The sequence below is a fragment of the Martinezella hainanensis genome, from assembly GCF_900094555.1.
Taxonomy (GTDB): domain Bacteria; phylum Pseudomonadota; class Alphaproteobacteria; order Rhizobiales; family Rhizobiaceae; genus Rhizobium; species Rhizobium hainanense.
This window is the reverse complement of record NZ_FMAC01000009.1, coordinates 82482-97050: the sequence shown is the minus strand read 5'-3', so window position 1 is coordinate 97050 and position 14569 is coordinate 82482. Positions and strand designations below refer to the sequence as shown.

General features: G+C 60.2%; 12 protein-coding genes and 1 riboswitch. Of the genes, 7 read left to right on the top strand and 5 right to left on the bottom strand.

Going from position 1 to position 14569, the window contains the following annotated elements:
- Positions 1 to 70: 70 nt before the first annotated feature.
- The 3 genes from GA0061100_RS25260 to GA0061100_RS25250 all read left to right on the top strand — a co-directional run bounded on the left by GA0061100_RS25260 (position 71) and on the right by GA0061100_RS25250 (position 2403).
- Positions 71 to 880 (top strand): MipA/OmpV family protein, encoded by an 810-nt coding sequence (locus GA0061100_RS25260; protein WP_075855585.1) that lies wholly within the window; start codon positions 71 to 73, stop codon positions 878 to 880.
- 64 nt (positions 881 to 944) lie between these two features.
- Positions 945 to 1907: a 4-hydroxybenzoate octaprenyltransferase gene (gene ubiA, locus GA0061100_RS25255; protein ID WP_075855584.1), complete on the top strand. Its 963-nt coding sequence runs from the start codon at positions 945 to 947 to the stop codon at positions 1905 to 1907.
- A gap of 40 nt (positions 1908 to 1947) precedes the next feature.
- Positions 1948 to 2403: a GNAT family N-acetyltransferase gene (locus GA0061100_RS25250; RefSeq protein WP_075855583.1), complete on the top strand. Its 456-nt coding sequence runs from the start codon at positions 1948 to 1950 to the stop codon at positions 2401 to 2403.
- A gap of 70 nt (positions 2404 to 2473) precedes the next feature.
- Here GA0061100_RS25250 and GA0061100_RS25245 read toward each other — a convergent pair whose 3' ends face one another.
- Positions 2474 to 3040 carry a DUF6101 family protein gene (locus tag GA0061100_RS25245; protein ID WP_075855582.1) on the bottom strand — a complete coding sequence of 189 codons (567 nt, stop codon included), beginning with the start codon at positions 3038 to 3040 and terminating at the stop codon, positions 2474 to 2476.
- 318 nt (positions 3041 to 3358) lie between these two features.
- On the opposite strand from GA0061100_RS25245, the gene GA0061100_RS25240 reads away from it, so the two are divergent.
- Together GA0061100_RS25240 and GA0061100_RS25235 are read left to right on the top strand one after the other, a co-directional pair.
- Positions 3359 to 5875, top strand: a complete 2517-nt coding sequence (locus GA0061100_RS25240) for a DUF1217 domain-containing protein (protein ID WP_075855581.1) — start codon at positions 3359 to 3361, stop codon at positions 5873 to 5875.
- Positions 5876 to 6385: 510 nt separating this feature from the next.
- Positions 6386 to 9079: a DNA translocase FtsK gene (locus tag GA0061100_RS25235; RefSeq protein WP_425298714.1), complete on the top strand. Its 2694-nt coding sequence runs from the start codon at positions 6386 to 6388 to the stop codon at positions 9077 to 9079.
- A 76-nt stretch (positions 9080 to 9155) separates the two neighbouring features.
- Here GA0061100_RS25235 and GA0061100_RS25230 read toward each other — a convergent pair whose 3' ends face one another.
- Positions 9156 to 9707 (bottom strand): MOSC domain-containing protein, encoded by a 552-nt coding sequence (locus tag GA0061100_RS25230; RefSeq protein WP_075855579.1) that lies wholly within the window; start codon positions 9705 to 9707, stop codon positions 9156 to 9158.
- 72 nt (positions 9708 to 9779) lie between these two features.
- Here GA0061100_RS25230 and phnF point away from each other — a divergent pair, with 72 nt between their 5' ends.
- Positions 9780 to 10514: a phosphonate metabolism transcriptional regulator PhnF gene (phnF, locus tag GA0061100_RS25225; protein ID WP_075855578.1), complete on the top strand. Its 735-nt coding sequence runs from the start codon at positions 9780 to 9782 to the stop codon at positions 10512 to 10514.
- Positions 10515 to 10518: 4 nt separating this feature from the next.
- Here phnF and GA0061100_RS25220 read toward each other — a convergent pair whose 3' ends face one another.
- The 3 genes from GA0061100_RS25220 to GA0061100_RS25210 are packed head-to-tail and all read right to left on the bottom strand — an operon-like array spanning position 10519 to position 13632.
- Positions 10519 to 11949, bottom strand: a complete 1431-nt coding sequence (locus tag GA0061100_RS25220) for an FAD-binding oxidoreductase (protein WP_075855577.1) — start codon at positions 11947 to 11949, stop codon at positions 10519 to 10521.
- A 32-nt stretch (positions 11950 to 11981) separates the two neighbouring features.
- Entirely contained in the window at positions 11982 to 12956 is a 975-nt protein-coding gene (locus tag GA0061100_RS25215) for an L-threonylcarbamoyladenylate synthase (RefSeq protein ID WP_075855576.1), read from the bottom strand.
- Between the two features lie 58 nt (positions 12957 to 13014).
- Positions 13015 to 13632 (bottom strand): DUF6656 family protein, encoded by a 618-nt coding sequence (locus tag GA0061100_RS25210; protein WP_075855575.1) that lies wholly within the window; start codon positions 13630 to 13632, stop codon positions 13015 to 13017.
- Between the two features lie 102 nt (positions 13633 to 13734).
- Between GA0061100_RS25210 and GA0061100_RS25205 the strand changes: the two genes are divergently transcribed.
- Entirely contained in the window at positions 13735 to 14151 is a 417-nt protein-coding gene (locus GA0061100_RS25205; RefSeq protein WP_075855574.1) for an ACT domain-containing protein, read from the top strand.
- 203 nt (positions 14152 to 14354) lie between these two features.
- Positions 14355 to 14558, top strand: a riboswitch (cobalamin riboswitch).
- Positions 14559 to 14569 lie beyond the last annotated feature (11 nt).

Sequence of the window (14569 nt, the reverse complement as noted above, 5' to 3'; positions counted from 1 at the left end):
GATCCGCATAATTTGAGCCAACTCTAGGGCTGGGTATGGCCCTTTGTATTGCGTGTCATGGAGTTTCAGTTTGTTTACAAAGTTGCGCCCATTCCTCATCCTCGGCCTTTTTGGCGCCTCCACAGGCGTGGCTTACGCTGGCGACGGCCAGCATTTCTGGTCGGGTGACTGGTATCTAAGCGTCGGTGCGGCCGGTTTCTCCGCGCCGAAGTTCGAAGGCGGCAAGCACAACAAGCTGCAATGGTCGCCGCTGGTCTCCATCGGTCGGCAAGGCCCAGGCCCACGCTTTTCCTCGCGCAACGACAATCCCTCCTTTGCTCTGATCGAGAGCGACGCGTTTCGCATCGGCATCGTCGGCAAATTCGTGCCGAGCCGCGACAGCAGCGATGGCCGCGAGCTGAGGGGATTGAAGAAGGTCAAGTGGGGAGCGGAGGCTGGCGGTTTTGCCGAAGCCTACCCCACCGACTGGCTGCGCGCCCGCGTCGAAGTCCGGCAGGGTATTCGCGCCCATAGCGGCGTCGTCGCCGACGCCGCGGTCGATGCCTTTACCGATATCACTCCGGAGCTGCGCGCCTCGGCCGGTCCGCGCATGACGCTCGCCAGCAGCGACTATTTCGACGCCTATTACGGCGTCAATGCGCGCGAATCGGCTGCCTCAGGCCTTAGCGGTTACAAGCCCGGTGGCGGGGTCAAATCCGTCGGTTTCGGCGGCGCCCTGACCTGGAAGGCCTCGCAGAACTGGACCACAAGCACTTTCCTTGAATATACCCGGCTCACCGGCCCGGCCGCCGACAGCAGCCTCGTGCGCGAGCGCGGCGACCGCAACCAGCTGCTGATCGGTGTTTCCGCCAGCTACAAGTTCAATTTCACGATGAACTGAGTGATCGGCGAGGCTGTGGCCTCGCCGCTTGACCTTGGATGCCGGATGTCACTACTACTCGCCTATGCAAAACACAGGCGACATCAACGGGCGCGTCGCTGACGCGCCTTCCGGTAACTGGGTCTATCGCGTTCTGCCCCCGACGCTGTGGCCCTATGCTCAGCTTGCACGCTGGGACAGGCCAATTGGCTGGCAGCTCCTCATGTGGCCATGCTTCTGGTCCGTCGCACTCGCGGCCAATGCCTCCGTCGCCGTGGGACATGGCTCCCCGGGCTTCGTGGTGATCTATCACCTCATTCTTTACTTCATCGGCGCGGTCGCCATGCGCGGCGCCGGCTGCACCTATAATGATCTGGTCGACCACGAGATCGACATGTCCGTGGCACGCACGCGCTCGCGCCCGCTGCCATCGGGCCGCGTGACGCGTCGTCAGGCCAAGGTGTTCATCGCCCTGCAGACCCTGGTCGGTCTGCTGGTGCTGCTGCAATTCAATTGGTTTGCCGTCGTGCTCGGCGTGCTGTCGCTTGGTATCGTCGCGCTCTACCCCTTTGCCAAGCGCTTTACGGACTGGCCGCAGTTCTTCCTCGGTCTTGCCTTTTCCTGGGGAGCGCTGATGGGTTGGGCAGGTCTGTTCGGCAGTCTGTCCTTTGCCTCGATCGTGCTCTATCTTGCAGCCATCCTCTGGACCATCGGCTACGACACGATCTACGCGCATCAGGACAAGGAGGATGACGAGCTGATCGGCGTACGGTCGACGGCCCGGCTTTTCGGCGATCGGACGCGCCTCTGGCTGGCCGGGCTCTATGGGACGGCGCTGCTTTTGATGCTGTTGTCCTTCGCGCTCGCTGGTACAAGCTGGCTGGCCTATCTCGGCCTCGTCGTTGCCGGTGGCATGTTCGCCTATCAGATCGCCGTGCTTGACATCAACAACGGCGAGCAATGTCTAGCCTTGTTCAAATCAAACAATCGGGTGGGGCTGATCATCTTTGCCGGCCTTTTCCTGTCGTTCCTGTTTCTTGTTCCCTGAGGGGAGGGATCGCCGCATCAGGTTCTAGAGGAGGGGCGTCATGACATGTGAAATCCGTCCGGCCTCGGAGGCGGATGCCGAGGCGATCAGCGGCGTAATCCTTGCAGCCCTTCGTGAGAGCAACGCGACGGACTACGCGCCGGATATCATCGCGCGCGTTGCCGAAAGCTTTAGTCCTGCTGGCATGCGCAGGCTCTTGAGCAACAGAACGGTCTTAGTGGCGATCGACGACGGAAGCCTTGTCGGCACCGCAAGCCTTGATGGTGCCGTCGTGCGCACGGTGTTCGTCTCTCCCTCTGCGCAGCGGCGTGGCATTGGCGCGAGCCTGATGGCTGCAATCGAACGGGCGGCGCAGGCAAGCGGCATCGCCGTCCTGTCCGTCCCCTCTTCGATTACCGCGCAAGGTTTCTACGAGAGGCTCGGGTTCAATGCTGTCGGCGAGAATTTCCATGGCGATGAACGAACGATCGTCATGGAACGCTCGCTGATGCCATAAGATTTCGGCCGCGGGATTGGTTTTCCCACGGCCGACTTTTGGCGATAATCTGTATGGGAGCCGTATCAGCTCAACGCCTGGCGATGATCTCGCGGCCTTGGATCTTCATCTTGACGCCGAGCTTGCCGGTCGTGCGACGCACGAGGAAGCGGGGACGGCGGTTTGCGAAGTAGGAGTGGCGGCGACGCGGTTGGCTGTCCTGCGAGCGGACGCCACCGAGATGTTCTTCGAGCGGCCGGGCGATGCCGTCAGCTTCGATCATCAGCATGGGAATACGGAAGGCTTCCGACCAGGAGCGCCAGTCGGCGGCGATATCGCTCAGATCGTGAGCGACGAGAAGGGGGATGCAGAGATCCGGATCGGAGTGATGCAGTTCCAGCGTGACGGTGACTTCACCGTCGCCGTGATCGATGGCGCGGGCGGCGACACCCTGGAATGCACGCTTGGGCAAGGCGACGGACAGCGGCAGGCCGCTGGACGGCAGGATCTTGCGCAGCACGGCGCCGCGCTCGTCGATCGTAATGGTGACGTCACCCTCGGCACCTCGCATGGCATAGCTGACCTGTTGCGGGAAGCGCGCCGGATCGAGCCGCAGTGTGGTTCCAGCCCAATCGGGCTTCAGGACGGTATTAGTCATCGATTTCTCTACCCTTGCTTTACCTGAGAGCCGGTTGTTCCGGTCTTCTCTCGGAGAACTTTTGTCCTCTCGTTGTTGGGCAGATTAGGCGCCGTCCCTTCCAGACAGCTTAAAAATCGAGGTTAAGAAAACTTTGCGTCCTCAAATGGTTAGCAAAGTCGGATGCATCAGGGTTTCCATAAGGTGAACACACGGCAGGGCGGTGCATCAGTATGGTGCACGCATAAGGTGAGTACGTGTAAGTCTCAGGTAAGGTTTGTATGCAATAATCGCAGCCAGATTCGCCCCCTTTATTAGAGATCTATTGGGATTCTGCTGATGATTTCCACTTATCTTGGTTATACCATCGCAACCAGAGATATGGCGACCTCCCTCAATCAGGTGGCGCAGCAGTCGCAAAGCAAGCGTTTGATCGACTATTACAACGCCAATATCGGCAAAGTAACGAACGTCGATGACTTCCTGAATGACTATCAGCTATACAGTTACGCAATGGAAGCCTACGGGCTTTCGGACATGACCTATGCCAAGGCCTTTATGAAACAGGTCCTGACAAGCGACCTCAGCGACAGCAGCAGTTTCGCCAATAAGCTCACGGATCCGCGCTATAAGGAGTTCGCTGCGGCGTTCAATTTCGGTACGAGCTCGTCAAGCACGGCGAATACGGCACAAACCAGTACGCAGGAAGACGACCTCATCGGGCTTTACCAGCAGTCGTTTACGAATGAGGAGACGTCGGCGGCGACCGAAACGAGCTATTACAGCCAGAACATCAGCTCGGTTAAGACGGTTGACGATCTCCTCGGCAATACCCGCCTGCGCAACTACGTGCTCCAGGCCTATGGCATCGACCCGACCTATGTGTCGAATTCGTCTCTGAAGCAGATGCTGACGAGCGATCTCAGTGATCCGAACAGCTACGTCAATCAGAATGGCGGCACTGCGGACAAGGCTCTGGTGGCGGAATTCAATTTCAATGCCGACGGCACGATCAAGACATCGACGCCGGATGGCGATACGGCCTATTACGAGGCCAATATCGGCAATGTCACCTCAGTCGACCAGCTGACGTCCAACCCGCAGCTGTTCCAGTACGTCAAGACGGCATTCAATGTCCCGTCCTACATAACGGCTGACCAGTTCAATGCTTCCGCCAAGGATGCCAGCACCGCGAGTTCGAACGGGCTGACCGCTGTCATGGCTGAGTTCAACTTCCAGAGCGACGGCACGGTCGCATCCGGCTCGCAAGCCCAGACGTCCGCCCAGATAAGCGCCACCACGGCGGGCTATACCACGAACTATCCGGGCGGGCCGCAGACCCTCAGCCAACAGGCCGATGTGATGAGCGCCTACAACTCCACCGTGCCCTCGTTCACGACGAGCGTCGGCGCAACCGACAATGATCTCTATTACAAGAATCATATTGGCTCCATCACGTCAGTCGACCAGCTGACCTCGGACACGCGTCTTTTCGATTACATCAAGACGGCTTATGGCATCGATTCGACGACGCCCGCGGTCGTCTTCAAGAACGCCTTCGCCGATTCGACGACTGCCTCCATCTTCGGTCTGACCGACGTCGTCTCCCAGTTCAATTTCCAGTCGGACGGCACGCTTGCTTCCGGCCAGACGGCGCAGTCCCAGGATGAGATCGACGCGGCCTCCACGGCCTATATGAGCAATTACCAGTCATCGCAGTCGACCCTGACCACGGATGCGGTCAACAACTACAAGAACCGCATTGCGGACGTGAAGACCATCAAGGATTTCTTTGCGAGCAATACGTCCGACAGCAGTACCGCCAACGATAGCGCGCCGGAACTCTATCAGATGGCGCTGCGCGCCTATGGCATCGGTGCGAACGAGCTCACGAAGACTCAGCTGACCAAGATTCTCGAAAGCGATCCCTACGATTCGAAGAGCTATGTCAGCTCGTTGAAGGATTCTCGTTTCACCGCGCTCGCCAAGGCATTCAATTTCGACAGCAAAGGCAATCTGAAGGCGCCGGTGCAGTCTTTGTCGGAGACGCAGATCAACAGCTATATCTCGGAATATTCCAGTCGCAGCACGGCAGGGCTGTCGGGTGCTGAGCTGACTAAAGCCACCAGCGATGCCAAAACCGCCGGCACCTATTTCGCCACCAACATCGTCAAAGTGACCAGCGTCACGGATCTGCTGGCCGACAGCAAGCTTACGAATTTCATCCTGACAGCCAACGGCATCGATCCGAAGACCGTTACCACGGCGACGTTGAAGAAGGCTTTCGCTTCCGATCCGTCCAGCTCGACAAGCTTCATCAACACGACCGATGGTGTCAAATTCAAGAGCATCGTCGAGGCGTTCAATTTCGGCACGGACGGAAACCTGACCGACACCAAGCTCGGCACAGCGCAAAACCAAGGCGCTCTTGCGGCGACCAACGATCTCTATCTGCATCAAACGCTGGAAGATCAGCAAGGCGAGACCAATCCCGGCGTGCGCCTGGCGCTCTATTTCCAGCGCAAGGCGCCCGATATCAACTCGATCTATGACATCATGGGCGATTCCGCGCTCTATGAGGTCATCACCACGACCTACAATCTGCCGAGCTCGATCTCCAGCATGGATGTCGATACCCAGGCCAGCATGCTGAAAAAGTTCGTCAACGTGAGCGACCTGCAGGACCCGGACAAGGTCAACCAGCTGCTGCAGCGGTTCTCGGCGATGTACGACTTGGAGAACAACACGACGTCCTCGACGTCGCCAGCGCTCTCGATTCTCACCGGCTCGTCGTCGAGCTCCGGCATCAGCGCCGACACTCTGCTTTCCATCGCACAGCTGTCCTCATCACGGTAACAGATACCGCAAAAAATTTAACCTGTCTCATTGCCGCGTTCCCGCTCGGCAGAGCCGAGTCATGCACTTGTTTTTACAGGGCTTTCGAACATATACGGGAATGTTTAATGGGTGTGGAATGGCTGCTTTCCACAACGACAGGAAGGAACTTATTAACCATCCTTGCCCTATTCGATTTGAGAAGCCAACGGCAATATCAATGACTGGGTTGCAGGTCTCATGCGTCTTTCCCGAACGACACTTTCCAATGCGTCACAAGGCGTCCAGCCCGAGGGCGATCTCGACGCCGAGCAGGCGGCCGAAGAGGCACGTCGCGCCGAGCAGATCGCCGCTCGTCGCGCGTTCCTGGAAGAGAAGATTCGCAATGCCCGCGAAGCCAAGCGCAAAGCTGAAGAGCAGCGTACCGCCGAGGAAAAGCGCCTCGCCGAAGAGGTGAGAAAGCGCACAGCCGCAGCGCCGCCGCCGGTCGTAGAAGCGCTGCAGTCCGCCGCGGTCACGAGCGAGCAGGAAATGCCGGTCTTGCCGCAAGGAATCTCCGCGGAGGATCTTGCATCGCCCGGCTGGCAGAATGCCTTCCTGATGGGGCCGAACGTGCGCTTCACCCGCACGCGCGAAAACGAAATCATCAGCCGCCGCCCGCCCGCCGAGCCGAAGCCCGAGATCCGGCCGCTCGTGTCGGCGCATGCGACGATGCGGGTCATGGAACCGCCGGTCGTTGAAGCGTCCGCGGCACCGGCTGCGGCCATTGTCGTCCCGCCCGTGCGGCAGGACGAATTCCATCTCCCACCGCTCGAAGACATGCCGCTGGTGGTGGATGGCTACATTCCGACAGTAATTCAGAATTCTCCGGCAACCGAGCCGGACGCATTGGAGATGACCGTTATCGCTACCGCATTCTCGAAAGCTCCCGCGATCGCGCTGGATGCTTCCCCTGTTCAGTCAAGTGTTCCCGAGTCCCTAGCCGCGCCTGTGGTCGAGTCGCGTCTTGTCCATCTTTCCGATTTCGCCTTCTGGGATGCGATGCCGTTCGACGGCGAATTCGTTTCTGCCCTCAAGGGAGAGCGGAAGCAGCCTGTGACGCCGCCCAAGCCGGACGTTGATGCCGAAGCGATTATTGCGAAATTCCGCGTGGTCGAGTGCCGTCGCCCGGCTGCCGCCGTCGAGCCGCTGCCCGCTGTCGCGCCGTCGCCGGCTGTCGAAGTCGCAACGCCGGTTGAAACCAATTCCAGCCAGCCGACGGTGGATTTCAGTTCACCGGCCATGGATGAGCTCGCAGCGCTGGAGGCCGCCGTCCTGGCCCCCGCCATCGAAGTTGCGCCCATCGCTGAAGAAGCGCCCCAAGCTGAGCAGCAGCTTGCGGAGGAGGCGCCGGTCGAGGCATTCGTGCCGCCTGCATTCGTAACCGCAGTCTATGGTGCTGAAGCCGCCTCTGCCGCCGAGATTCGTCCTGCACCAGTCATGGTCGTGGCACCGATGCCGAAGAAGGTTGCCGCCCCGGTTTCTATCGAGCCGGTCGCCAAGGCTGCAGCCATCATGCCGGCCGTCGAAGCCGCTGCACAGCGCCTGATTGATGCACCGCCGTCGCCGATCTCGCCGCGCCGGCCCGTTTCCCTGACGCCGCCCGAATGGCGCCCGATCGCCCGCACCGCGGACGGAGAATACGAGTTGCCGCCGCGCGAGCTGCTGCAGGAGCCTGTCGCCCGTTCCGGCGTGATCATGACCCAGGAAACGCTGGAGCAGAATGCCGGCCTGCTGGAAAGCGTGCTCGAGGATTTCGGCGTCAAGGGCGAGATCATCCATGTCCGTCCCGGCCCGGTCGTGACGCTCTATGAATTCGAGCCGGCACCCGGCGTCAAATCCTCGCGCGTCATCAACCTTGCGGACGATATCGCCCGCTCGATGTCGGCGCTCTCGGCTCGCGTCGCCGTCGTTCCCGGCCGCAACGTCATCGGCATCGAACTGCCGAACGTCAACCGCGAGACCGTCTATTTCCGTGAGATGATCGATTCGCCCGATTTCGAGAAGAGCGGCTACAAGCTGGCGCTCGGCCTCGGCAAGACGATCGGCGGCGAGCCTGTCATCGCCGAGCTTGCGAAGATGCCGCATCTGCTCGTTGCCGGCACCACCGGTTCGGGCAAGTCGGTCGCGATCAACACGATGATCCTGTCGCTGCTCTATCGCATGACGCCGGAACAGTGCCGCCTGATCATGGTCGATCCGAAGATGCTGGAGCTGTCAGTCTATGACGGCATTCCACACCTTCTGACTCCCGTCGTGACCGATCCCAAGAAGGCCGTCATGGCGCTGAAATGGGCGGTGCGCGAAATGGAGGATCGCTACAAGAAGATGTCGCGCCTCGGTGTGCGCAACATTGACGGCTACAACAGCCGCGTTGCTTCCGCCAAGGAAAAGGGCGAGACGATTCACGTCATGGTCCAGACTGGCTTCGACAAGGGCACCGGTGCCCCGATCGAAGAGCAACAGGAAATGGACCTGACGCCGATGCCCTATATCGTCGTCATCGTCGACGAAATGGCCGACCTGATGATGGTCGCCGGCAAGGAAATCGAAGGCGCGATCCAGCGTCTGGCGCAGATGGCGCGTGCGGCCGGCATCCACCTGATCATGGCAACACAGCGTCCTTCGGTCGACGTCATTACCGGAACGATCAAGGCGAACTTCCCGACGCGCATCTCCTTCCAGGTGACGTCGAAGATCGACAGCCGTACGATCCTCGGTGAGCAGGGTGCCGAACAACTCCTCGGCCAGGGCGACATGCTGCACATGGCCGGCGGCGGCCGCATCTCCCGCGTCCACGGACCCTTCGTGTCCGACGAGGAAGTCGAAAAGGTCGTCGCTCATCTTAAGCTGCAGGGCCGTCCGGAATATCTCGATACGGTCACCGCCGACGAGGACGAGGAAGACGAGGAAGAAGATACGGCCGTCTTCGACAAGGGCGCGATTGCCTCGGAAGATGGCGACGATCTCTACGAACAGGCGATCAAGGTGGTCATGCGCGACAAGAAGTGCTCGACCTCCTACATCCAGCGCCGCCTCGGCATCGGCTATAATCGGGCCGCCTCGCTCGTCGAGCGCATGGAAAAGGACGGTCTGGTCGGCCCCGCAAACCATGTCGGCAAGCGCGAAATCATCACCGGCAACCGCAATGGCGGCGGCAATGCGAGCCAGGAAGACTTCGATTGATTACTTAGGCAGCCAAGCCTACTCGATACCGGAATGAAAAGAGAAGCGGCTCTCCATTGGAGGGCCGCTTCTTTTTTCAAACCCGCTCAAGCTTGAGATGCGGCAGCGGTGGGAGCTCGATGCGGATCGCATCATCTCGCTGCACGCGGCCGCCTCTTGAGACGATGCCCATGATGCCGGCCTTGCGGATCAGGCCGCCATCGGCATCCTTGTCGAGTACCGCATGCAGCAAGCCCTTCTGGAAATTGTCGATCTGCTTGCAGGGATTGCGCAGGCCGGTTACCTCGACGATTGCTTCCGCGCCGATATGAAGGCGCGTACCTTGAGGCAGCGAAAGCAGGTCGATCCCTCTGGTCGCGATATTTTCGCCCATATCGCCCGGCGAAACGGAAAATCCCTTCTCCGTCAGTTCGTCGAACAGCTCCTCATGGATGATATGCACCTGGCGCAGATTGGGCTGGGTCGGATCGACCGCGACGCGGGAACGATGCTTCACCGTCACCCCCATATGCGCGTCGCCTTCGACGCCGAGCCCGGTAAGCAGCTGAATGTGACCCTTGGTCTGCTTGCTGAACTCGTGCACGCCGCTGCTGCTGACTGATGTCACATATATGCGCTTGTCGCCCATGCCGAACCCTTTCATAAACGATCTGGATCTTTATAAATTGGTATATACCAATTTCAGGGCGACAGATTTGTGATGGAAAAGAAAAATCGACAGGTCGAAGGCGTAAAAACTGCGGGAGGCTGGGTGACCGTTGCCGAGGAGCTCAGACGCGCCATTGATGGAGGCCGTCATGCGCCGGGCAGCCGCCTGCCGAGCGAGCGTGCTTTGTCCGAACAATTCGGCGTCTCCCGGGTGACGATGCGCCGCGCGATTGCCGAACTGGAGGGGGAGGGCTTGCTGCGAGTCGCGCGCGGTAGCGGTGCCTATGTGCGCGCCGACATGCCCGTCCGCTTCCAACTGGGCGACAAGGTACGCTTCAGCAAGGATCTGACCGCGACGGATGCCAACCTCACGCGCAAGGTTGTCTCGACAAGGGAAATCCCGGCAACCGCCGATGTCGCTACGCGGCTAAATCTCCGGCCGGACGAGACGGTGCTGGAAATATGCATGGTCGCCTATGCCGATGCGCTTCCTGTCTCCGTCGTCATGCGCAGCTGCTCGGCGAAACGTTTTTCCGGCTTGGCGGAGAAGTTTGTCGCAACAGGCTCGTTTACGGCGGCGCTGAGGGATTACGGCGTGACAGACTATTGGCGCCGCTCCACCGACATCACGGCGCGGATGCCGACGGAAGCCGAGGCGCGCCTCCTGCAGCAGTCGCGCCTGACGCCCGTGCTTGCCTATGCCGGCGAAGACATCGATGCCGACGGCACGATCATCTCGTGCCAGATCGGCTGCTTCGCCTCGGAGCGGGTTGTCGTGACGGTTTGATATCTCAGACCTTGAGAACCTTTCCCGGATTCATGATCCCGGCTGGGTCGAAGGCCGACTTGATCCGTCGCATCAGATCCATCTCGATATCGGAGCGGATCGAGGCAAGCTCGTCGCGCTTCAGCTGGCCGATGCCATGCTCGGCCGAGATCGAGCCGCCATGCTGCAGCACCAGCCCATGCACGATCTTGTTGATCTCGCGCCAGCGGCCGATGAAACCAGCCTTGTCGGCGCCGACCGGCTGCGAGATGTTATAGTGGATATTGCCGTCGCCCATATGCCCGAAAGCGCAGACGCGCGCCCCCGGCATGGCAGCGACGACGGCCTTTTCGGCCTCCGCCATGAATTGCGGGATCTGCGCCACCGGCACGGAAACATCGTGCTTGATTGAGCCGCCTTCCGGCTTTTGCGCATCCGACATGCTCTCGCGCATGTGCCAGATAGCCTTCTGTTGGGTTTCCGAGCTGGCGATGGCCGCATCCTGTATCAGGCCTGCCTCATAACCCTGCTCGAGCAGCGCCGTCATCATCCGCTCGGCCGTCTCGGCCGAATCGGAGGTGGAGATATCAATCAGCACATACCAGGGATGCGCCGTCTCCAGCGGATCGCGCACGCCCGGAATATGCCGTGTGGTGAACTCGACGCCGATGCGCGGCATCAGCTCGAAACCGGTCAGCGCCGTGCCGCAAAGGCTTGAGGCGTTCTTGAACAGGGTCAGCGCGTCGTCGACCGATTGCAGGCCGGCAAAGGCGACCTGATGGCCGAGCGGCTGCGGGAAAAGCTTCAGCACGGCGCCGGTGATGACGCCGAGCGTGCCTTCCGCGCCGATGAATAGATCGCGCAGATCGTAGCCGGTATTGTCCTTCTTCAGGCGGCGCAGCCCATTCCAGATCTCTCCCGTCGGCAGCACGACTTCAAGGCCAAGGCAAAGCTGGCGCATATTGCCATAGGCAAGAACGGCCGTGCCCCCGGCATTGGTGGAAAGATTGCCAGCAATGCGGCACGAACCTTCGGAGCCGAGTGAAAGCGGGAACATGCGGCCATGTTCGGCCGCTGCTTTATGAACATCGGCGAGAATACAGCCGCCGTCGACGATCATGGTGTTGCCGACCGGATCGATATCGCGAACGCGGTTCATGCGCTCCAGCGACAGGATGATGTCGGAGCCACCCTCGCGCGGCGTCTGCCCGCCGACAAGGCCGGTATTGCCGGTCTGCGGCACGATGGCCGTGCCGGTCTCGCTGGCAAGTTTCAGGATCGCGGAAACCTCTTCCACGGAGCCGGGTTTCAGCAGTATGGGCGAAGCGCCATGATAGAGCCCTCGGTTCTCAACAAGATGCGGCGCGATTTCCGCAGGGTCTCGCACGGCATGTTTTTCACCGACGATGGCGGCGAAGCGATCCAGAAGGTCGGAAGAGGGGGCGGAGCTGCTCATGGCGTGTCCTTTGCCTGATGGTGTCGGGCTGATTATTCTCTGGGTGCGGCCGCGCGGCGCAGCCGGTCGTTGATGGCCTCGCCGAGGCCCTCGTCGGGAATATGGGAGAAAGCAATCGTCGTTGCACCGGTGGCGTCGGCGCGCTTCATGAAGTCGAAAAGGTTTGCTGCGGCTTCGGAGAGATCGCCTCCGGCGCTCAGATCCAGCACGGCAACGGCTTTTTCGATGCCGGCAATGTCAGGCGTCCCGAAGCGGATCAGCGTCTCGTTCTCGGAAACCTCCGTCGCATCCAGCCGCACGGCCGCTCCCGGCGCGTAATGCGAGGCCATCATGCCGGGCGCCTCGATGGCAGCCGAAGCTTTCTTCTTGCGCTTCAGGGGCTTGCCTGCCACCCGCTCGATCTCGCTCGCCGCAAGGCCGCCGGGCCGCAGCAGGCGCATCTCGCCGTCCTCGACCTTCACGATAGTCGACTCGACGCCGACGACCGAAGCCCCGGCATCGAGAATGAGGGTAATGCGTTCACCGAGATCGTCATGGACATGATCGGCGCTGGTGGCGCTGATCTTGCCTGACGTGTTGGCGCTTGGTGCTGCAAGCGGTCTGTCGAAGGCGCGGATCAGATCGCCGGCAAAGCCCTTGGGAACGCGAATGCCGACCGTGTCGAGGCCGGCGGTGGCCAGCGGGTGGATGCCGCTATCGGGCTTGAGTGGCAGCACCAATGTCAACGGGCCAGGCCAGAAGGCTTCCGCCAGCTTCCGAGAGGTAGGATCGAAGATCGCATAGCGCTCGGCCATGGCGAGATCGCTCATATGGCAGATCAGCGGATTGAAGCGCGGCCGCCCCTTCGTTTCATAGATGCGGGTAATGGCGGCTGGATTGGTGGCGTCAGCGGCAAGCCCGTAGACCGTCTCCGTCGGTAGACCGATCGGTAGACCCTCGGCAAGGGTTGCCGTCGCGACCTCTATTGCCGTTTGCGGATGTTCGAGAATGTCTATGTGTCGTGCCATGGCCTGCCTGCTTGCAGTTCAGGCCGTTCTTATGCTCTTCGAGTTTTGGGATCAATCGTCAAAGCTGGCGAATGATGTCGCGAAGCTGCTCGTTGCGGGCGCCGAGCAAAAGAACATTACGGATGGCGATCTGCGGATCGTGCGTGTGGAAGAGCACGCCGTTGCCGCGAATGTCGCGATTGATCGTCAGCTTCTTGTCTTCCGCTTGCTTGTCCGGATGGATGGCGACGGCGAAATACATCCGCGAATATTTCAGACTGATGTCTTCGAAGAAATTCTCTTCCTGGCCGATCCGGGCAAAGAAGTTGGCGATGTAGAAAGCCCAGTTCACCTGCTCATATTGCGCGAACTGCGTCCGCGCGGCTGTCACGTGGCAGTAGCCGAGATGCGGCGTGTCCTTCAGCGTGTGATGGAAGATGAGCTTCGGGAAACGGATTGATTTGTGGAAGCTGTTGAGCCGGTCATGTGTCTTTTCACCGGCATCTCTCAGCTTCTGCGCCGTGCGCACCGCTACTTGCTCATGGCTGATATATTCCCGCTCTTCCGCAAGCCAGTGCGACCTGTTGCGGTTGATGCGGCCCGTGCGCAGGAATTCGCTGTAGCCCGTTGTTGATACCGGTGGCGCCGGCTCGGGCTCGGCGGGCTTCCCAGCGTCGAAATATCTGAGTTTGGCCATGCCGGATCTCGCTTTAGACGTCTCTGGACGGCATGGTAGACGGAATAGCTTGAGCCGGGCTTAACCAATTTGAGACGCCGAACCTTGAGGAGACAGACAAACATGCCTGGAATTATCGATCTCAAGCAGCTTCTGTCCGGCATGAAGCCGAATCTCGTTGAAGGCGAATTCGTCTATTGCAGCGTCCCGGCATCGGCACTGGCCGATCATTTGCATCTGGAGCCGATCGGGCTGTTCCGAGAAAAAGAAGGTATAACGTTGATCCTTCCGCTGGAGGCGGCCCGCATGGCAGGGCTTGCGGTCATGCCCGCCATGCGCATGATCACGCTCGAAGTCCATTCGTCCCTGGAGGCGGTCGGGCTTACTGCGGCCTTCGCCACGGCCCTTGGAAATGGGGGCATTAGTGCCAATGTCGTTGCTGCCTATTACCACGATCACATCTTCGTTCCGGCTGCCGATGCGGAGCGCGCCATGACTGCGCTGCTGGCGCTTTCCGCCACCCAGGCAGCCCGTCGATAACGGCTCTGTCGCATTCAGGATAAAGCGTCATCATTCGGGTGCGGATGGGCTGCATATCCGCATTTTGGCGTGGTCGCATAAGCGATTGAATCATCTTCCTATAATGCCTCTTCGTGGAACCGTCTCTGTGTTCCGTTTCGCCTGTCGTCAATTTCGGAGCCGATGTCGCATTGCAGCGCAGCGGCTGACGGAACCGAGAGCTATGATGCCATCAATCTCAAGGTGCTGTCTGCTAGGGAGACGGAGAATTGGGAAGCCGGTCAAAATCCGGCGCTGCCCCCGCAACGGTGGTGGAGTGAGGCATGGCGAATAAAGCCACTGGGTCGGCCGACCTGGGAAGGTGCCATGGGGTTCTGGAAACAGGGCCGCTCCAGAGCCCGGAAACCAGCCTTGGGCGCATAAGGTTTACTGACCGCGG